The following is a 21,535-nucleotide window of genomic DNA, read 5'->3' as shown; positions in this document are numbered from 1 at the left end:
TAAAATTACTAAGCATGAATAAACATTTTGCATTCAGGATTTTTTTAACGCTTCCTATTTTCATTTTGCTCTCATGTGTTTCTACCGGGCAAAAAAGTAATTCCTATATCCATAAGGTTGATCCATATATTGGCTCAGGAGGTCATGGACATGTTTTTGTGGGAGCAAACCTTCCATTTGGCATGGTTCAACTTGGACCCAATAATGTTTTTAAAGGATGGGATTGGTGTTCGGGCTATCATTATTCCGATTCAACCCTTACGGGATTTGCCCATACACATTTGAGTGGAACCGGCATTGGCGATTATGGCGACCTGTTATTTATGCCGGTTGCTTTGGATTCTATACCAAAGCATCAGATTGGTATGGAAGATTGGACTGCTTTGTATACTCACGACGATGAGCATGTTCAGCCTGGCTATTATTCAATTCATATCGATAAATACAATGTGTTTGCAGAATTAACTGCCACCGAAAGAGTAGGGGTTCACAGGTACACATTTAAGAATAATGATGCTGCACAGTTAATTATCGACCTTCATTCGGGCATTGGATGGGATCAATTTACTGATGGAAAACTGGAACAGATAGATGATTATACCATTGCTGGCCATCGATTTTCAAAAGGTTGGTCGAAAAACCAGAAATTGTATTTTCATGCTCAGTTTTCTTTAAAAATTAAGAGTGTAAATGTTTTAGAGACGAAGTATAGCAATGGGAGTAATCCTCGAACCTTTCTGATTGAATTTGAAGAAGGAAATGAGTTAATGGCCAAAACAGCACTTTCACCGATTGGTATTGAGGGTGCAAAAAACAATTTAACAGCCGAAGTTCCGCACTGGGATTTTAATAAAGTTAAAATGGCGGCCGAAAAAAAATGGAATGATGAATTACTAGCCATTGAGGCAAAATTCAACAATCCTTCTGATGAAAAAATATTCTACACCGCGCTTTATCATACGGCCTTTTTTCCATCGCTTTTTAACGATCACAATGGCGATTATATTGGCGTGGACGATCGCGTAGTAAATTCGCAAGTAGAGCATTACACTGTGTTTTCGCTTTGGGATACCTACAGGGCATTGCACCCTTTATTTACCATTACCCAAGCCGATAAGGTAAACGATATGGTGAATACCATGTTAGAGATTTATAAGAAGCAGGGCAAATTACCAGTATGGCATTTATCGGGAAGCGAAACCAATACCATGATCGGAAACCATGCCATACCCGTAATTGTGGATGCTTACCTAAAAGGCTTTGATGGCTTCGATGCAGAATTGGCATTTGAGGCGATAAAGGCTTCTTCCATGCTCGATTTTGAAGGGATGAAGTTTGTTAAAGAAATGGGTTTTATTCCGGCTGATTCCATACACGAATCGGTGGCAATTGGATTAGAATATGCCATTGATGACTGGTGTGTGGCAGCAATGGCGAAAAAGATGGGAAAAACAGAAGACTACAATTATTTCTCACAAAGAGCAAAAGCCTATACTCATTACTTCGATAAGGATCTTCGCTTTATGCGAGGCAAACTTGCTTCGGGAGAATTTAGAGAAGTTTTTGATCCTGTACATTCCAAACATCGCGCCGATGATTATTGTGAGGGAAATGCCTGGCAATACACATGGTTGGTGCCTCATGATCCATATGGCTTAATTGATCTTTTTGGAGGTGAAGATGCATTTGTTCAGAAACTGGATTCTTTATTTACCATTAGTTCTGATCTTGGGGAAGAAGCATCTTCGGATATCTCAGGTTTAATAGGTCAGTATGCCCATGGGAACGAACCTGGGCACCACACAACCTATTTATATGCATTTGTAGGACAGCAGTGGAAAACGGCGAAAAGGGTTCGTCAAATTCTTAAAACTTTGTATCACGATGCCCCAAATGGATTATCAGGAAATGAAGATTGCGGGCAAATGTCGGCCTGGTATATCTATTCGGCACTTGGGTTTTATCCGGTAAATTCAGCCAATGGAGTTTATGTTTTTGGAAGTCCGGTGGTTAGTGAGGCTAAAATTAACTTAGCAGGAAACAGATCTTTAGTAATTACCACCGAAAATAATAATGATGAGAATATCTACATTCAATCTGTTGAATTGAATGGAAAATCATACCACAAATCATTTATCACCCATAAGGATATAGTGAAAGGTGGAACATTGAAGTTTGTGATGGGAGCCGAGCCAAATTTTACTTTTGGCAGTGCATTCGAAAACAGACCACAATAAGAATTGAGAATCTAATTGAAAGACACATAATATGATGACGAAGCGCTTTTTATACATTACACTCTTACTGGGTTTGTTTTTATCGGCTTGTTCCGATCACCTTGTTTCCGATGCGAAGAAAAGAAAGGAGATTAAGGAGAAATTCGAGCAAAGAAAAGAGCAGTTTTTAAAAAACAGGCAAGAACAATTGCTTGATGTCTTTTCGTCGGATATTAGTATAAAAGAACGTGAGGCTTTGGAGTTTTTGTATGCATACGAAACTTTAAGCGATTTGAGTAATTACGATTCAGATTATTACCTGCAGCAGATTCGTTATGCTTTTAAAGCTCAAAACACATTTCATTGGGGAAAGAAAGTCAGCAAAGAAGATTTTTTACATTTTGTACTTCCTCCTCGTGCAGGAACCGAAAATATGGATTCTGCAAGACTTGTGATTTTTAAAGAGTTGAAGGAGCGTGTTAGGCATATGAGTATGAAAGATGCTGCACTTGAGGTAAATCACTGGTGTCATGAAAAAGTAACCTATACAGGCACCGATGGAAGAACATCTGCACCTTTGGCCACCATTAAAAATGCAAAAGGGCGCTGTGGCGAGGAGTCGGTGCTAACGGTAACGGCCTTGCGTGCTGTTGGAATTCCAGCTCGTCAGATTTATACGCCGCGTTGGGTGCACCAGGACGATAACCATGCATGGGTTGAATTTTGGGCCGATGGTGAATGGTATTTTATGGGTGCATGCGAACCAGAAGCTGATGTAAACCAGGGATGGTTTGTGGAACCTAGCCGACGAGCGATATTGACTGCGACACAAACACCAGGTCATTATGAAACTTCAGACCTAATTTATAAACGCGAAAATTATACTCGATTAAACCAGGTTGAGAATTACGCCACTGCAAAAAATCTCTTTGTTAAAGTGCTTGATCGAAACCGTAAACCAATAGAAAAGGCCAATGTTGGATTTTTAGTTTGCAACTATGCCGAATTGTATCATCTTGCCGATTTACAAACCGATGAGAATGGTTTGTGCAAGCTGAAGTTAGGTTTGGGAGATGTTCTGGTTTGGACATGGAAAGAGAACAAATTTAATTTCGAAAAAGTATCGGTTGCCGATATGGATACTTTAAACATTGAACTTTCTGGGAGCGATTTTTCTGAGAGAACTGTAGATATGGATCTAATTCCTCCGGTTAAAAAGGCTGCATTTAAAGTGTCGGCAGAAGGGAAGGAAAACAACAAAAAACGATTGGCCTACGAAGATTCCATTCGTTTGGCCTACGAAAACACCTTTATGGTCAAAGAGAAAGCCATAGAACTGGCAAAAGCTGAACGTTTGGATACAAGTGAAGTTTGGCAGAAAATAAAAGCATCAAGAGGGAATTGGGAGAGTATCCAAAATGTAATTACAAAGACCCCTGTCGATCGTAAAATGTGGATTTTGTCGCTGCTTCAACATATATCTGAAAAAGATTTACGGGATGCTAAAGCTGAAGTGCTGCTTAGTCATATGAATAATACGATAGAATACAAGGGGCAATACTCAGAAGATGAATATGTTCAGTATGTTTTGAATCCTAGAATTGCGATGGAGCAATTATCAGCTTACAAAGCTTATTTAAGACCAAAATTTGAGAATGATTTCTGGAGAGATATACTGGAAGATCCTGGCAAAGCCAAAGATTGGATTTTGGAAAATATCAGTATAAATGAAAGAGAAAACTACATTTGGGTGCCAGCAACACCAAAAGGAGTGTTTGAAATGAAAACTTCGGATTTGGGTAGCGCAAAAATTCTTTTTGTAGCCATGTGCCGAACTGCTGGTGTAGTGGCCCGAATCGATAAAGTTACAGGTATTGCTCAATACAAAATTGGTAAAGATTGGACCAATGTCTATTTGGGAAAATTACAGCCGAAAGAAATAGAAGATTTTGGCAGCATTCAATTAAAAGCCACCGAATCGAGCAAAGATGCCTGTGAATATTATAAAAACTTTACGTTGGCCAAATTCGAAAATGGAAGCTACAAAACATTGGAGTTTGAATTTAAGAAAGCTTTGGCTGATTTTCCAGCTCAATTGAAGTTGGCAAGCGGAAACTATATGCTGTATACGGCCGAACGAGTAAAGGATGGAAGCCTGTTAACCCGCTTATCCTTTTTTAATCTGTCGAAAGACGAGCATAAAGAGATTGATGTAGGACTGAGAAAGGAAGAGAAAGCATTAGAATCTTTGGGAAGCTTCCTTTTGCCATCGGAATTAAAAACTGTTGATGGACAAATAGAACAATTGGATTCGGAATCGATGCGTAATGGAATTGCTGTGATTTGGCTCGATCCTGACAAAGAACCAACAAAGCATGTGTTAAAAGATTTTGTGGATTTAAAACAGTCTTTTGACGATTTACAAACACCCTTTGTATTTGTATTGCCGAATGATGATCGGGCAAAAGTTTTCAATAAAGACGATTATAACTTGCCTGAAAATTCAATTTTTGTGACAAACGATCAATTGCTGCAAGATTTTGAAAGTGCAACAAAGCAGAGTTTTGAAAATCAGTTTCCGGTTTTAGCCATGATTTCTGCCAATAAAGAAATCTTCTATATATCAAATGGATATAAAATAGGTGCAGGCGATCAGCTGCTGAAAGTGTTTAAGAAATACCAGGAATAGAGATTGTATCAATCAAGCTATATTGTCCAGCTTAAATCGTATGGCTTTCGTCTTCATTTTTTAGGAAGAATTTAGCGAGCACGAGTAGTAGCACAAAAAAGATGACTATGGCATAAATGAAAATTCTTGGTTTGTCCTTATTCTCAGTCCAAAAGGAAGTTGTATAAGATTCGCCCCAGACTCCATCGGAATTGATGGCATTAAATTCCAGCTCATATGTGAAAGGGGGCAAATCGCTTAGGTCAATAATCCGATTATCGTGTTGGTTAATGTGCCAGGTGGAGTCAGGATGCACAAATCGATATGCAATCGCATTGTCTTCCTGGTGATTAAACGAAAGGTTGCTAACAGAGAAAATACCTTCCTCGCCATTTATATGTTCTTGTACCTGGAATTTAGGTGGCGGAAGAAGTTTGTATTTCATGGAGCAAATCGCTATAATTCCATTGTTGCTACCTAGCATAATTTGCCCTTCTTCCGACATTGTTATGGTTCCTTTATTGAAGCTATTGTTGGTCGATTTTCCTTTAATTTTATAACGGGCAAAGCTGTTCTTTTCAGGATGATAACAAAATATCCCCATACGTGAACCAATCCATATCTGACCATTCGGATCTATTAGAAGAGAGGTAAATGTAAAATTACCTTGATGCGGCTTAAAGAAGCTTAACTCTTGAGTTCCGGATTTAATGAGTGCAAGTCCATCGTTGCTTGCCAGCCAAAGGTTGTTATCCTTGTCAAAGGTAAAATCTGACACAAAGGTATTGGGGTGTATTTTATCGCCATTGTAATAAAGTTCATTTTTGGTTGAAACGTTCCAATCGTTCCCTAAAGAATCCCTTCGATATTTATAGGATGGAATGTCTGAGATTTTTTCAAAAGTTTTCGTTTTTAAGGAGTACGAAAAACAGCCTTGTCTTCCTGCAATGCTAATGATATCATTCTGCAAGGAAAGGTCCAGGATATATGAATCTTTTAGAAGACCAATTTTATCATCGTAAATGTGTTTGATATCTTCGGGCTTAAATGTATTGCCTTTTCGCATGATTACCGATAAGACTCCATGATACCTCGTACCCAGAAAGATCATGCTATCTTTACGGACAATTGCCTCTATAAATTTTACTTTTTCATCGGTTAGTAATGGAGTCAGTTGTTTCTTTTTTATGTCTACACAGAACAAACCAATTTGAGACAACCCAGCCAAAACATTATTATCAATGGCCAGTATACCATTTACATAATTAATGGAAATGTCTGGACCTGTCGTGAACTGTGAATAGCAGATATTTTTATTGTCGATTTTAATTAATCCAGATTCCTTGGTTCCCAACCATATGGCTCCCGATTCATCAGTTAACGAAACAGTAAATTGCCTCTCGTAATAATCGTTTAATTCTGAGTTTACACCTTCATCAAAGTATGGCAATTTGGAATCATCGGTTTGATACATGAAGCCTTTCTTGTACACGGTCATGTAGATATCATCGTTTAGGTTAATTCCAGTGGTTGAGAAGGTACCACCAACATCACGCCTAAATCCGTTATTGTCACGAATCCACAACCCATTTTGAGTATGCACAAGCGGAGTATTATCGGCTTTAAAGTGGATTGAAATTATGCTTTCTTCCATTTCATGGAAAATAGATTTGTTTTGTAGCCGATCATTCACTAGTTCAACTTCGTGTATGCCCTGATCAAAGGTTCCAAGCCATATTTTTCCACCTGGTGTTTGCTGACCACAACTCACTGACATGTTGTTAATTTTTTGGATTGTTTGTTTTTGGGGCAGATACTCAAAAATACCTGTTTTTCCACCCAAAAAGTATCGTCCTTTAATTTGAAAGCTAAAAGCTAGATTTTTTACCTGCTTCTCAGAAGTCGGTATGAGGCGATAATCCTTTCCGGAAATATCGAAAACATAAACACCCAAATTGGTTCCAACGAAAAGTTGATTTTTATTGATTTGACTAATGTGCTGAACAGTATCGATGAAGTTATGATTGGGAATTGGGAAACTCTTAAACTGATATGCATTATACACACTTATGCCATTACTTCCACCAATCCATAATAAGCCCGTTTGATCCTGAAACAGACTGTAAATATTGTTGGTAAGCAAACCATGCTCTGTAGTATATTTTGCGTGGTTCGTGAAAAAATTTTTGGCAGTTAGATTGTTACATATTGCCAAGCTTAGTAATAAGTAGAGTTTTAGTCGTAATAACATCTAATCTTTGCTTTAAAATCATATTTATATTGCTAAGCTATATCATAAAGTTTAGATTTTCAAATGTGATGAAAGTATTTGATTATAAAACAAATGATAAATAATTATGTAATATTTATAAGATTACATGGAAGTATTTTGTAAAGTGTTGATATCAAATAATTATAGATGATTTTAGTTGATATTGCAATGCTTAACTAGTGTGAAAAATTTGTTCTTTATTTGAAATTAAGAGGTCAATGACAATAAATTTAATTTAGGTACTTAAGATGATGGAATCTTTTTTCATGAATATGTTACGAACCCAGAGGTTCTAATTCCATTGAATTTATTGCATAAAAAAAGCACCAAAGTTTTTCAACTTCAGTGCTTGTTTTCAGCGGAGAGAGAGGGATTATTCCTTCTTTCAGTCGTCATGAACATGTTACTCCCGAGAATCGGGATCATCCCTCTTCCTGTATTTTCAAAACTTATGCATAAAAAAGGGAACCTCAATTTTGAAGTTCCCTTTGTCTGCGGAGAGAGAGGGATTCGAACATTCTATCTGTAAAATATTTCGAATTCTGTACTATGTAGATAAATAAAGGCTTATGCGAGGTTTGTTATCTTTTTAATTACTTCAAAATTGACTTTAAAAGCACTTTTTCTTTCCCCTTAACTTTCCCCTTTGTATATTTGTAGAAACGAAATATAAGCTATGTATTTTTTTCTTAAAGAACCCAAAAGTGATAAAATCACGCCAATTTATTTGATTTATTTTTTAAAAAATCAGAATAAAAACTTTAAATATTCTACTAATCAAAAGATTCACCCTGATAATTGGAATAGTAAAAGTCGAATGCCAGTGGTAAAAAGAGGGGCTGGGGGTGTAGAATTGAAACATCTTGGTTCCGTATTAGCTATGTACTCCGACTTTTTGGATGAAAAAATTAAAGAGTATGAAAAGCTTAATAAGCCTTTAACCAGAGAATTACTAAAGCAATTGTTTGATGAAAAATTCAAGCATAAAGCCATTAAAGGGGAGAGCCAGTATCTCATAGATGCTATTCAGGATTTTATTGATACTAAAAATAAGTCTAAAGGACAATCTCATTCCTGGAATCAGAAATACAAGAACCTTAAAAACAAGTTAATAGCTTTTGAAACCAAAAAGAGAAGAAAAATAGAATTTAATTCAATTACCCAGGATTGGATAGATGAATTTTGCGGGTTTTTACGTGTTATCAGGGTTAAACCGTTTAAACCACATAATGATAACACATTACACCGTACAATTAATTTCTTGATTACTGTCTTGATTTGGTCTGAAACGAAATATCACAATATCAACCTAAAGACAATAAAGAATCCCGTAAACAAGTATCAACCGGATGATGTCTTTTTAACTAGTGAAGAGGTTGCAATTCTTGAAAATATCTCATTGCCACGTAAATCATTGGAGCGTGTAAGAGATTTGTTTTTAATAGGTGTTTATTCTGGACAAAGATTTTCGGATTATTCGGTTTTTGAGAAATCGGATGTTCAAGGAGAAATGATAATTAAGAAAGCTGAGAAAACAGAAACTGAAAGTTTTATACCATTGCATCTAAAATTAAAAGAGCTTTTAGATAAGTATGACTGGGAGTTACCCCGGATATCTAGTCAGAAGTTTAACGAGCATATTCAGAAAGTTTGCGAATTGGCCGAGTTTAATGAAGATATAAAGGAAATCATATATAGGGGAACTAAGAAAGAGGTGGTTTACAATCCTAAATATAAAATGGTGTCGAGTCATACAGCTCGACGAACCTTTATCACCTTGTCAAGTGAAAAGGGAATGCCTGATCATATAATTATGAAAATTACAGGTATACGGGATCCCAAAACCTTAATAAAATATAAAAAGACTTCACAAAAATCTGTTATTGATTCGATGCAGAAATATTGGGGTTAGTGGTTGGCTGTTGTTATGCTGTAAATTTCAGTGTAACATTCCCGAATGGAGAATGGAAAGATGATGGCAAAATCAGTAGCTGGAATACAACTTAGTGTTTTAACAAAAAACAATTAATTTATTTGGCCGTAAATAAAAAATATTAAATTTGCCTTTAAGATTATTGACTAAATGCTTTATAATTCAATTTACTCTTATTGATAAAACCTTATGAATGGTAGGTTTTACTGGGCATTTGGAATGATGAACGCAGAAAAAATGTGTACAGATACACATACTTTTAAGCACAAATAATACTTCAATTTTCTATTAAATTGTATGTGTATACGCAGGTAATATTGTTACGCATACACATACTTTTTAAGTTACTTATCTTCTACCAATTTAGCACAGATATTATCCAAACTCAATGGCTGGCTTCGTTCTCAGATGTCTACATAAGTCTAGTAAGTGAATGGTAGTGTAATTATCAAGTAATATGACTATTAGATGTGATCAAAAGCCATTTAGTTTCTACTTGTTATTCTCAATTCTAATGAACCTAAATGGTCTTGATTGTTGAAAAATCACGCAGAAAAAGTGGTACGGATACACAACGTATTGTATGTGTATTTTTTTTAAAAGAAAATGATAATTGAGTGAGAAAATAATTTTTAGGCTCATTTCTTAATAACATTAGATTCACAATGTATTAGAGGTTCAAAATAGGGTACACTTCAACCTGAACCCAAAATTGATCTACAATTGAGCTTAATTCGATCAAAATTATCCCAGCTTTGAACCCACCTCAAAAATGAACCTGAAAAATATCTATATGGTGCGAATAGGGTATGCCTTTTGTGAACCTACCATATGTTGGTTCATTAAATATAGTTTGGGTATGTAAAATGTACCCTTATTATGGAACTACTTATAATGTAACTATACATATTTGACTCTAAATCTTTGGTATAATGAAATCATTGTCTAAATAAAAGCCTAGTTTTGTATGATTCAGCTTTTTAGATATTTTTGTCTGAATTTAAATGGGACAACAGTTCCAAAATGTTTGACATCTATAAAAGAAGACAATTGAATCATGATTGGAAGAGGAGATAGAACTATGAATGTGGTTAGTCATATACCTGGGCGTATTCGCTGTGTGAATAAAGTTTTTTTGGATCGTAAAAAGACTGACTTATTCATGGATAGGATTCGAACCATTGAGCATGTTAAAGAAGTGAGGTTGAATGATTGTATTGGATCAATTCTGATTTTGTATAAGGATGATGAATCAATGAAAAACATGCAAATGAGGCTAAAAGAACAATGGAAAAGTTGTTTCCCACCAGAGCAGGATCATATCACTACAAAACGTTCCAAGAGTAACAAAAGCAAAGTGAGAAGTATTGTAAATCCTGGTATGATTATTAGTTTCGCAGGAACACTAGGGGCCTTGGCATTTGATAGTAAGAAATGGCACATAGCTTTTGGGACAGCTTTTACCGGCATCGTTTTAGGACATATGGGTTTAAATAGAAAACCTCTTCAAAAATCAGTGAATGGATTGATAGGGAATGGACGTCGATCTAATCAAATTTCATAAATACTTATACATAGAATTTAGAGATAGACAAATTTATAATCTCTATAAATAATTCGGTTATACACTTATCAAATGATGTTTAAAACGTTTGAAATTTGTCTATCTCTTGATTCATAAAATAAGATATATGTGAGGACAAAAATTCTCTTATCTTAACTTTTGCTCTTCATATCGTTCGACTTAACGATGCATAGTTTTTCGTTGTAATCCTCGAATACAGCGTTTTTTTCTGTTAATGAACATCTGTTATTTCTCACCTCAGAAATCTTATTTGCCAAATTCTTAATTCATGATTTTTATATAAAAAATCAAGTTTTTAAGGTATTTCTTAAACAGCCTGTTTGAATAAAAACTAAAATATAAGTGTTCATAAAAAACAATATTGATTCAAATTAAAGCTTTGAATTCCAGTTCGTAGATTTTCTAAAAATGGTAATTTTCATTATCTTACTAGTAAGAGGGAAAACGAATCATCTAATACATTATGCGCATCATAACAGGTTTACTGATAGCAAGGCTATTGGCAGGAAATTTAATGAACAAAGGTATGAAAGGATTTAAAGGATTTAAAGGCATAGTTGAAATAATGCATCTAATACCTGGCCGTGTTCGATTTTTAGTTCCTACACTAAAAAATGAGCCTGACAAATGTAAACAATTAAAAACTCAATTAGAAAAGGCGGAACAAATCAATGGTATCACGCCCAATCCTATTACGGGAAAAGTATTAATTGAGTTTGATAAGGATCATATTGATGTTGAAACCTTAACGGGTGTCCTGGTTAAATTATTAGGGCTTGAAAAATCAATTGAAAAATCTCCAAATTCAATGCTAACAAAGGAGTTAAAGGATTTGTTTAAATCACTAAATACTGGTGTTTATGAGTATACCAATGGAGTAATGGATTTAAGGAGTTTGGTAACTACTTCATTTATTGGTTTTGGAGCTTATTCGATGATAGTCAAGCGCAACCTAATGCCACCTGGATTGAATTTTTTGTATTGGGCGTATATGAACTTGCAAAAGCCGTGATAAAAGCTTGACTTGTAAATTTAACTCCCGGAAATAACTTAAATCGTAAATAATGTCTACAAATCTCTTATATAGAACTGCATTTAATTTATCCAAGATTCAATTGGTGCACAGTATTCCCGGAAGGTTAAGGGTTAAAATACCAATTCTTAAATACGTAAAAAACAAAATTGAACCTCAGGAAATAGAAAGCTTCTTTCAACGATACCGATTAAAAGGCATTCAATCCCTAAATGTGAATTTTATTTCGTCAAAAGCATTGATTTTATATGACAAGGATGTAACCTCTGATAAACATATTCTGACATTTCTTAACAGAGTAAGAGAAAAGCTATATGAAATCGTAACGAAGGAGGAAAAGATGACGATTAATAAGGTAGATGAAATGTACAAAGAGCTAAAGGAAGAAGGCTATGAATTTGAGGCAGAACTATAAAAGACCTTTACTACAATGTAATCCTATACACCAGTTACATGGTCGTATGCGAATATATTGCCGTGCATTGAAATTTCTTTCGGATCATAAGAAGGACATAGAAGAGTTACTGTTAAGCGTTCATTTTATTTCATCGGTTAAAATCTCTCCCATAACAAGTAATGTGTTGATATATTATTCTGATGAATTTGATTCGAAAATTGTTTTGCGTAAAGTAGAAGATATTATTTCACAATTTTCCATTCCTGCATTTAAGGGAGAACGAAAAGAAAAATCGAGACTTACCGTAAATGAACGGCGATTGCAGGAAGAGCCTGTGGAAGAATTGTTCCGAAATGTATTGGTAGGATCGGCAGCACTGGCTTGGGCGCTTTTTAAACGAAATACCACTCCAGCTCGTTCCATGTTTGGAAGACTTACAAATTTTACTGCACTGACTAGTTTGAGTTTGGCCCGACCGGTTTTTAAGAGTGGCTATGAATCTCTACGGTATAATAAGAGACCCAATGCAGATACGTTAAGCGCTGTATCTATTCTTGCTAGTCTTCTGTCAGGTAATGGGATCTCCTCATTAACTATTATTTTGCTTTCTGATATAGCTGAATTGCTTACTGCATATAGCATGAATCGAACAAGAAAAGCTATAAGGGCAATGCTTGCTACCGGAGAAAAATTCGTATGGAAATTAGAACAGGATGGCTCATTGATAAAAACACCACAAGAAGAAATACATAAAGGAGATACCATTGTTGTGCATTCGGGTGAGATCATCAGTGTTGATGGGAAGGTAATTAATGGAAGTGCAACAGTTGATGATTCCTCGATTACTGGGGAGTATATGCCAAAAGAGAAGTCAAAAGGTGACTATGTTTTTGCAGGCAGTACAATAAAAACCGGAACTGTTTCCATTATGGCCGAACAAACCCAGGAAGATACTGCTGCTTCGAAAATAATTCATATGGTTGAGGAGGCCTCTCACAATAAGGCACAGGTGCAAAATGTTGCCGATAAATTTTCTGGCAGCCTCATACCATTAAATTTCATTCTGGGAGGTATCGTATATGCTGTTACTAAAAGTCCAATGCGTGCGCTAAATATGTTGGTGATCGATTACTCTTGTAGTATACGTTTATCAACAGCAACAGCGCTTACAGCAGCAATTTCTACCGGTGCCAGAAATAAAGTATTAATTAAAGGCAGCAACTACCTTGAGACCCTTGCAGAAGTTGATACAGTCATATTTGATAAAACCGGAACCTTGACAGAAGGGAATCCTGAAGTAAAATCCATTATTCCTGTTGATGAAAAGTTAAATATTCCTGATTTGCTTGGGATAGTAGCAGCAGCTGAGGAAACATCAACACATCCTGTGGCTCATGCAATTATGCAACGAGTGAAGTTAAATGGAATAAAAATCCCGAAACACAATGAAATTGAGGTTGTAATAGGCAGGGGAGTGAAAACTAAAATTGGGCGAAGTATTGTGAGGGTTGGTAATGCTAAATTTATGAAGGAGAATGGAATTCTGTTGGAACCAGCTAAAGACATTATTTCGAGATTGATGCTTCGTGGGGAAAACATAGTCTATGTCTCTAAATCAAATAAACTATGCGGATTAATAGGACTGAATGATCCTCTTAGGGAGAATATGAAAAAAACCATTAATCGTTTACGAAACCTTGAAGTTGATGATATTATCCTTTTGACTGGAGATGTGGAACAGCAGGCGGAGGTGGTTGCCAGTAAAATGACTTTCGATCGGTACAAGTCGGAATTAATGCCCGAAGATAAAGCCCGCTTTGCTTTAAATCTTCAGTCTAAAGGCTCTAAAGTAGTAATGATTGGAGATGGTATAAATGACGCACCTGCGTTGGCTTATGCTGATGTTGGTATTGCATTGGGAAGCAAGAGAACAGATATTGCAATGGAAGCTGCCGATATTGCCATACAAAGTGATAACCCATTAACAATTCCTTCGGCAATTCAACTTTCCCGTAGAACAATGCAAACTGTGCAACAGAATTTTATTGCTTCGATAGGAATTAATAGTTTGGGTCTTGTTCTGGGAGCTACTGGACTTTTACCAGTATTTTGGGGTGCATTTCTGCACAATATGACCACAGTGGCTGTGGTTTCAAATTCGTTAAGATTGTTTTTTTTCAAAATGGAAAGGTAATGGAGTTGGTATTAAAAATAAAACATCGATTGAATAATAGGTTGCGAATAAATTTTTCGAAACCCATCAAGCATTTCAAGAAACTAAAGTCTCAGGTATTGGAACATAGTGGAATAGAATCATTCGATTATAATCCGCTAAGTCAGAATGTTCTGGTCTTCTTTAATAATGAAGTAGTAAAAGCTAACGAAATTCTTATTCGAGTTGCTGTGGCTTATTCGGTGGAAAATAATATGATTCCTGTGAAAATTACTCAGAAAGGAAAGGGTGAATTCATTACTTCCAAAGGAATATTTTCTGGCTTATGTATTGTTACGGCGGTTACATTAAATCTTTTTTCTAAAAATCTCATATTAAAAAAGGCAACAAATTGGATCAGTGCTGTAACTACGGCAGCTGCTGTAATTGAACATGCTGAATTTGATTATCGTAAAAAAGGTAGTGTTGATCCTGAAGTACTTTCAATAGGCTTGCTGGTGAATTCTGTGGTAAGTAATCAGCGATTACTTATTCCTACTGCCCTTACTTGGGTAAGTACATTTGGCAGACATTTTTCAACTAATGACAATGAGGGAATAGTGCTGGAAGTAGCAAGAAAAAAGGAAGAGAACAAAAAAATATACTATCATCTGAATGTTTCGAAATTACCAAACAGGGGAACTGTTGCTGATTTGTTTCATCAGCTATCGAAAAGCTTTGCTTTAACAAGAGGAGGGTTTAGAAATACTATGTTCGATGGCTCTAAGGACCTAATGAATTCGCATGATGAATTTATTGAAGGCGTAGGAAAAAATATAAACGGAATGGTATTGCATTTTAATCAATAACTAAACAATAAAACAATTAACTATGGAAAACAAAGGAAATCTTACAACGGGAATTTTAATTGGGGTTGGTGTTTCATTGGGAGCTTATTACTTATACAATAAAAACAAGGCTCAAATTAATGAATTTTTAAGAAGCCAAGGTATAAATATACCAGAATCAAACGACAAAGGCTTTGATGATATGAACATTGAAGAGTTGGTGAGTACTAAGGAACATATTGAAGATCTTATTGCTGAAATGGAGCAGAAGTTGAAAGAAGATACAAAAGAATAATGAAGTCGAAGCTATACATGATTTAAGTAATCGGTGATTAACGAAATGAATCAATACTCATCAGGAAGTTATAATTGCCGATTCACTTTTATATTATACTCCAGATTGTAAAGAATATTAGATAGTTAAATTTAGGGGCATTATTCTTAAGTGATAATTATTTCAATAAATTCATCATGTGAATTCATGTAGTGTTTACAAATCTTTAGTTGAGTATAATTAGTAGTAGATGTAAAAATTTTCTTTCCAGTCAGTATCATCTGGGTAGGAGAGTGATTAGTAGAATGCATTTTTAATAGTGCAATAAGAAAGTTTAATTTTGCCACTTAATAAAAGTGGTTGTACATATGTTAAATTGAATATTTCTGAGATCTTCCAGCTGTCAATAAAATTAGTTTGGAATTCACCACAAGTATCTGGCATTATTGTATTTATTCTTGATTTCAATCAAATAAAACCTCTTTCATTCTCTTTTAATAAGTATCTTCATGATATTTGGTTTTATTCAGTTTCTCATAGCTAATTTTTAAATTGGAACTCATATACAGACTATTTTTTACAACTTCCCGTAAGTCATTAGCCATTTTAATTGATCCGCAAACATAAACATGAGCACCATTGATTAAGTAACTAATAAAATCCTTCTGATTTTGTCGAATTATATCTTGTACGTATGTTTTTGATTCACCATCACGTGAAAATGCCAAATCTATTCTTATTTGACTATTGTTCTTCTTTAATTCTTCTAGTTCATCCTTATACAAGTAATCAGACTCTCTATTTTTATCTCCCCAAATTAGCCAAATTTTATTATTATAATTATTCCACATGCACTCTTGAATAAAGGCTCTAAAGGGTGCTATTCCAGTTCCAATACCAATCATCAGAAGGGGTACATCTGGAGATTCTGGCAATCTAAAATCAAAATTAGGATAATGTTTATATTTCAGAATTTCACCAATTTGCAGATTTTCGGTTAATTCTATAGATCCAACTCCTTCGTGTTTTCTTGATTTAAACTGATAGCGAATTGATTTCACAGTAAGATGAATTTGCCGGGGATAAACAGCAGTGCTCGATGCAACAGAATACAATCTTCCTTTCTTTGGAGGTAAGATCGCCAACAATTGTTTCGAACTTAAAAAATATGGAAAATCCATCAATAAGTCATAAAAATTAGCCTTTGTCAGATATTTAATCAATTTAGAAGAACTATTCAATAATTGATTTAATTTTTCATCATGGGATATATTGTAATACCTCTGTAAAGTATTTTTGGACAGCCTGGTTAACTCTTTATCTTCACTTAAGTTTTTAAACAGTAATTTCGATTTACGGATATGTAAACGATCTAGAATATCATTAACCAACCATTTAGGATTGTTAGGGTGAATTTCTATTGAATCACCAGGTTTTATATAGCTAATATCATGATCGGACTCTAGTGTAATATGAAAACATGGCTTTTGAGTTTTCCCTTTAGTTAATTGAAAAATTTCCTTAACTTTTAGTAACTGAATTTGTTTGGAGTTTAAATTAATATCACCTGTTCCATATTCATCCAAAGGAATATCCTTCAGGCAAAGCGATTTATTAATGCACTCAATTATCCAATTCCTTGATTCTTTTGAAAAATCGGTATCACAATCAACTCTTTCTACAAGTGTTTTTGATTTATTCTTAAGCAATAAAGATTCCAAATCCTTACCAGCCTTACAAAACTCGTCGTAAGCAGAATCGCCCAAAGCACAAATTGAATATTGTAACTGATCTAAAGTACCGTTTTTTGAATCCCGCAGTTCTTTGAACAATTTTCTTGCTGATGGTGGCTCAACTCCCTGTCCATCTGTACTTATCGTAACAAATAAATGGCTTAGGTCCCTAATTTCATTTAATCCAACCTGCGAAATATTACTACATTTTACATTTAAGCCCGTTTTTTTAAATTGTTGTTGTAGTGCAAGTGCAATTAATTTCGAATTACCTGACTTACTTGCATAAGCAATTAACCATTTTTGTGTACTTATGTGAGAATAATCCTTTTCTAAACTTTCTGATATAATGCCCGCTCGATTGAATCGAGTTTGAGTTTTCATACGTCTGTACCACATTAAAGTGCCTGTAACAGGTAAAGATGCACCAATAAGACTTACAAGAAAATATAGAACCAAACTTGGCCATCCCAATATTTCTCCCGTATGCAAGGGTAGCGACAATGCCACAAACTTTTGATCCAGGCTTTTATCCTTAAATAGATTTTTGTTTTTCAACTCAGCTTTTTGGTTAAAATCCAATTCATCTATCAATATTGCCCTCAATAAGTTTTTCCTATTACTCTTTCTTACACTTACCCATGAATTCTCGGCAGTAGGTAATTGTATTCTTGTTATTGATTTGTATGGTAAAGCCTCATTCGCTCTTAAAAGGATTGTATCAAGGGAATAATTACCATCAACCTGCTTCTCATTATTTTGATCTATGATTTTTTTTAAGGATTCAGCAAATGATGCGGCCAATTCCATTTTAATCTTTTCACTTTGCTTATCAGAAGCCTGTGATAATACCGGATTGCCACCAAAAACAACTATTAATGTACTTTTCATCCATGGGTAGGTAATATACAATCCCATTATGGCAATTAATAGTAACACAAGAAAAGAGTAGAAACCGTTTACTTGGTGTAAATCAAGAGTTAAACGTGCTTTGCCTTCACTCCTTTTAAATCGCAGTTTTCTTTTTAAACTTCTCAGTTTTTTAGGAAACCATAATGCCAAACCTGATAAGAGCATGAATACGAAAATCAAAACACTTGCTCCTACAATTCGTTTCCCAATATTATTTAGTAACAAGCTTTTGTGTAAGGATAATACAAACTCAAAAAAAGGACTTAATGCTGAGTTTCTGTTACCAATTATAGCTCCGGTAAATGGATTTACGTAATACATTCCAGATTCTGAACCATCTATTGAGGTATAGAAAACTTCAATGCTGCGATTTAATTTAGGGTGAACAACAATTTGATTAATTGTAAGATTATTCTTTTTAAATTCAGCACGAATAGAGTCTAAAGAAAGAGGTGTTCCCTCCTCGTTCACAGCAATATTTTTATAATTAAGACCATTCTCTATTTGGGCACGAAATGTATATATCGCACCGGTTAGGCATACTAAAAAAATCACCAGACCAGCAGCAAGTCCGAGCCATAAATGAAGTTTAAATATTACTTTTTTGAATTGTACCATTCATTTCAATTAGCGATGAACTATTTCTTTAATTTAAAATGTTCTAGTTTATAATCCTTATACAAATGATCAATGCCCTTTAAAAATCCATCGAGATAAACCGAGCCATGGTTTTCATCACTGAACTCAACCTGCTTAAAATCTACATGCTTACATTCCCTTAAAACTATCGCAAACTTATTCATGTTTTGGTAGTGAAAATTTGGAAAAATCTGGTTTGCCATAAATACCTTTACACCATTATTTAGAAATTCAACGTCTTTAATTTGTTCTATTGCTTCACCATTGTTATACCAAATGCTTGGATCGTAAATTTGTATTGCAGTAAATTTATGATTTCTAGATAAAGTATATGAGGCAAAATATCCGGCAAGAGAATGAGCTAGTAGTACATTATTGTTATTGGTTGTATAACAAGAATCAATACATTGAACTACTTCCTGATTCAAGAAGGAGAAAAATGGAATGCCTCCTCCACAATTTGCTTCATTAAAAAATTTTGGTAATTGTTTTTTTCCATACGGATTTACATTTGAAAGACTGAATGTAAAATCTTTCACACGTTCTTTTGAAACCGAAACATGCGGAATACCAACTACAATATGCTCAGGTATTTTTTTACTTTTCGCCAGATTATTGGACAATACACGAATCAAATCAAAATGCCATTCTGCATCAAGGACATACAATACAGGATATTTTTTGCCAGATTCATAAGTCTTTGGAAGGGCAACCCATACCTCACGATCTTGATCAAGAAATTTTGAATTTATGATGTGCTTTTTAATCGTAATAGCACAACTGTCCTTTTGTGCAAGGACAGCTGTAGATGTTAAGATTAATAATAAAAAAAGTATTCTACCTTTCATGCTTACTCTTCTTTACCATGTTCTCCTTTGAATCGAACCTCTTTAGTTAGCTCAAGAAACTTACTATACTCCTCATTGTTTAGCAGTTGTTTCATTGCATCATTTCTGTTGTTATTGAACTCAGTCCAATATTCTTTGGCGGCTTCATTATTTCCATGGTAATTGTCATGAGCTCCAACATAAGCTTCAACAAAAGCCTGGTTTACTGCCTCCAGCATTTTTGACTTCTCATCGTCAAACGCCAGCTCTGTTTTAATTTTTGCTCTTAACTCTTTCGACCAACCCACAGGACCAGGAATCTGCTTTTGCAACCATTCGGTAAAATATTTAAATTGTTGATCCGACAATACTGGCTTAAGTTCCTCTCCTTGTTTTGCAAATAACTTTTTCATTTCAGCCATCATAGCTTCACGGTTCATTTTACCACCCGATCGAGCTTTTGCGAATGCCTCCATTCTAAGTTCTGTATATTTTCCTGTTATTTGATCAAATTGTTTCTCTTGCTTTTTATCCATAGCAAGTTCTGGTTTAACCTTGTTGTAATCAGGGCCAATTTTAGGTCCCATTTTACTGCATGCTGCAAATGAAAAAGCAATGGTAAGTATAAGTATTAAATTTTTCATGATAGTGAGTATTAAAAATGTAAAAACCCCCGACAGTATATTTGTCGGAGATTTATGGTATTAATCGAAATTAGCTAGATCTAGTAAACGCCGTCAACAACTACGTTTCCACCATCCAATTTAAGTCCTTGTGTAAAGTCATTTGATTCTGGGTCGAATTCATATACATATGATTCTCCACCAATTGGACTGATAGCCATGTAGAACATTTCGTTTGCAGCTACTCCATTTTCGTAAGAGAATAATCCTGATAATGGTACGTCAAGTTTAACCGCAGTTTTATTGTACACATCAATTTTGGCAACTGACCATGAATTTGAATTATAGTAAGTCCCTTCATCTTCCAATTGAATTGGCATATAACCAATTCCATTGCCAACATAGAACCAACCAACAGATGCAATATTTGTACTTAAACCTAATGCCTCTGATACATTAAATGAATATGCCTGATCATATACACCATCTCTTAATCGCGAAATAACGGTTTTATCACCAGCAGATAGATCGAAAGAGTTTCCACTCATGAACCAGTTCACCTGGTAAACATCGCCTTCCTCATCAACGTGCATTGATGGTGCACGGTAACCTGTCGTATGACCTGAAGCTACACTTGATTCTACTACAGTTCCATTGGTTAGTGAGGGATAGTCAAACACCAAAGTTTCCAATCCTGTTTGTTTTGGCTTACGGAATGGTGGTGGAGTTGTAGGATCAGACATGTCCATGTGCATTAATCCAAAATAAATTTTATCTTCTGAAATTACCGGACCATCCACACGCATTGGGTGATAACCAATAGTTCCGCCTTGTTTTGCATTATCCGACTGAGGAATTACAAATTCATTTAAATTGGCAATTGTCAAATCAGGAATAGAAACTGAAGCCAAACGTAGAGTACAGGTATTGTCGATAATGTTGTCATCTTGATCTTTAATTGGCTCAACAGTTACATTGTATACCATAATAATATCTTCGCTAGCCAGCTTAAATCTAGGACGATTCGTACCAACTGATAATCCTGCATTAATTTCCTTCACAATATCATAGCCTCCATTTGTATTAGCTTTAAGCTGTGTTAACAAACCCGTGCCATAGTTTAGAGAATACAAATAATCTCCAGATGCAATAATACGTGCTGCCTGATCGGCTTCCAATTGAGTTCCATTGTTCACGAAGCTAAGAGTTCCTTCACTTAATGATTCAGTTTGAGCCAAATAATAAGCTCCTTCAATTACTCCCAAGACACTGAAATTGTCTCTAACTTCTGGTTCCGGCTCTGGATTAGGATTTGAATCATTATCGTCATCATCAGAACAAGAAAATAGAGCAAAGCCAAATAGAAAGACAAATGCTAATGATAGATACTTTTTCATTTTAAAGTTATTTTTGAGTTTATACA

At 35.0% G+C, this 21,535-nt stretch carries 14 protein-coding genes; 9 read left to right on the top strand and 5 right to left on the bottom strand.

Going from position 1 to position 21,535, the window contains the following annotated elements:
• Nucleotides 1-14: 14 nt before the first annotated feature.
• Nucleotides 15-2,237, top strand: coding sequence for a GH92 family glycosyl hydrolase (locus ELS83_RS13025; RefSeq protein WP_171595993.1), 2,223 nt, complete (start codon nucleotides 15-17; stop codon nucleotides 2,235-2,237).
• A gap of 31 nt (nucleotides 2,238-2,268) precedes the next feature.
• The gene (locus ELS83_RS13020) at nucleotides 2,269-4,905 is read left to right on the top strand and encodes a transglutaminase-like domain-containing protein (protein WP_171595992.1); all 2,637 of its coding nucleotides are present in this window, start codon (nucleotides 2,269-2,271) and stop codon (nucleotides 4,903-4,905) included.
• A gap of 31 nt (nucleotides 4,906-4,936) precedes the next feature.
• Here the strand turns inward: ELS83_RS13020 and ELS83_RS13015 are convergent, their stop codons facing one another.
• Entirely contained in the window at nucleotides 4,937-7,135 is a 2,199-nt protein-coding gene (locus tag ELS83_RS13015) for a ligand-binding sensor domain-containing protein (RefSeq protein ID WP_171595991.1), read from the bottom strand.
• Between the two features lie 697 nt (nucleotides 7,136-7,832).
• Between ELS83_RS13015 and ELS83_RS13010 the strand changes: the two genes are divergently transcribed.
• The 7 genes from ELS83_RS13010 to ELS83_RS12980 all read left to right on the top strand — a co-directional run bounded on the left by ELS83_RS13010 (nucleotide 7,833) and on the right by ELS83_RS12980 (nucleotide 15,399).
• On the top strand, nucleotides 7,833-9,068 hold the full coding sequence (locus ELS83_RS13010) for a phage integrase SAM-like domain-containing protein (RefSeq protein WP_171595990.1): 1,236 nt from the start codon (nucleotides 7,833-7,835) through the stop codon (nucleotides 9,066-9,068).
• Between the two features lie 1,078 nt (nucleotides 9,069-10,146).
• Nucleotides 10,147-10,653, top strand: a complete 507-nt coding sequence (locus ELS83_RS13005; protein WP_171595989.1) for an HMA2 domain-containing protein — start codon at nucleotides 10,147-10,149, stop codon at nucleotides 10,651-10,653.
• 547 nt (nucleotides 10,654-11,200) lie between these two features.
• Entirely contained in the window at nucleotides 11,201-11,686 is a 486-nt protein-coding gene (locus ELS83_RS13000) for an HMA2 domain-containing protein (RefSeq protein WP_171595988.1), read from the top strand.
• A gap of 52 nt (nucleotides 11,687-11,738) precedes the next feature.
• Entirely contained in the window at nucleotides 11,739-12,122 is a 384-nt protein-coding gene (locus ELS83_RS12995; RefSeq protein WP_171595987.1) for an HMA2 domain-containing protein, read from the top strand.
• Nucleotides 12,100-14,298 carry a heavy metal translocating P-type ATPase gene (locus tag ELS83_RS12990; protein ID WP_171595986.1) on the top strand — a complete coding sequence of 733 codons (2,199 nt, stop codon included), beginning with the start codon at nucleotides 12,100-12,102 and terminating at the stop codon, nucleotides 14,296-14,298. The genes ELS83_RS12995 and ELS83_RS12990 overlap by 23 nt, the downstream gene beginning before the upstream one ends.
• Nucleotides 14,298-15,125 carry a hypothetical protein gene (locus ELS83_RS12985; RefSeq protein ID WP_171595985.1) on the top strand — a complete coding sequence of 276 codons (828 nt, stop codon included), beginning with the start codon at nucleotides 14,298-14,300 and terminating at the stop codon, nucleotides 15,123-15,125. The genes ELS83_RS12990 and ELS83_RS12985 overlap by 1 nt, the downstream gene beginning before the upstream one ends.
• 22 nt (nucleotides 15,126-15,147) lie before the next feature.
• Nucleotides 15,148-15,399, top strand: coding sequence for a hypothetical protein (locus ELS83_RS12980; RefSeq protein ID WP_171595984.1), 252 nt, complete (start codon nucleotides 15,148-15,150; stop codon nucleotides 15,397-15,399).
• A gap of 473 nt (nucleotides 15,400-15,872) precedes the next feature.
• Here the strand turns inward: ELS83_RS12980 and ELS83_RS12975 are convergent, their stop codons facing one another.
• From ELS83_RS12975 to ELS83_RS12960, 4 genes are all read right to left on the bottom strand, one after another.
• A complete protein-coding gene (locus ELS83_RS12975) occupies nucleotides 15,873-18,641 on the bottom strand; it encodes a PepSY domain-containing protein (RefSeq protein ID WP_171595983.1) in 2,769 nt (922 codons plus the stop codon).
• A 20-nt stretch (nucleotides 18,642-18,661) separates the two neighbouring features.
• Nucleotides 18,662-19,510, bottom strand: a complete 849-nt coding sequence (locus ELS83_RS12970) for an alpha/beta hydrolase (RefSeq protein WP_171595982.1) — start codon at nucleotides 19,508-19,510, stop codon at nucleotides 18,662-18,664.
• A gap of 2 nt (nucleotides 19,511-19,512) precedes the next feature.
• The gene (locus tag ELS83_RS12965; RefSeq protein ID WP_171595981.1) at nucleotides 19,513-20,133 is read right to left on the bottom strand and encodes a hypothetical protein; all 621 of its coding nucleotides are present in this window, start codon (nucleotides 20,131-20,133) and stop codon (nucleotides 19,513-19,515) included.
• 80 nt (nucleotides 20,134-20,213) lie between these two features.
• Nucleotides 20,214-21,509, bottom strand: a complete 1,296-nt coding sequence (locus tag ELS83_RS12960; protein WP_171595980.1) for a DUF4374 domain-containing protein — start codon at nucleotides 21,507-21,509, stop codon at nucleotides 20,214-20,216.
• Between the last annotated feature and the right edge of the window lie 26 nt (nucleotides 21,510-21,535).

It is taken from the genome of Marinifilum caeruleilacunae, from assembly GCF_013141825.1.
In the GTDB taxonomy this organism is placed as follows: Bacteria; Bacteroidota; Bacteroidia; order Bacteroidales; family Marinifilaceae; genus Marinifilum; species Marinifilum caeruleilacunae.
Note: the sequence above shows the minus strand (reverse complement) of the source record. Positions and strands in the feature narration are given on the sequence as shown.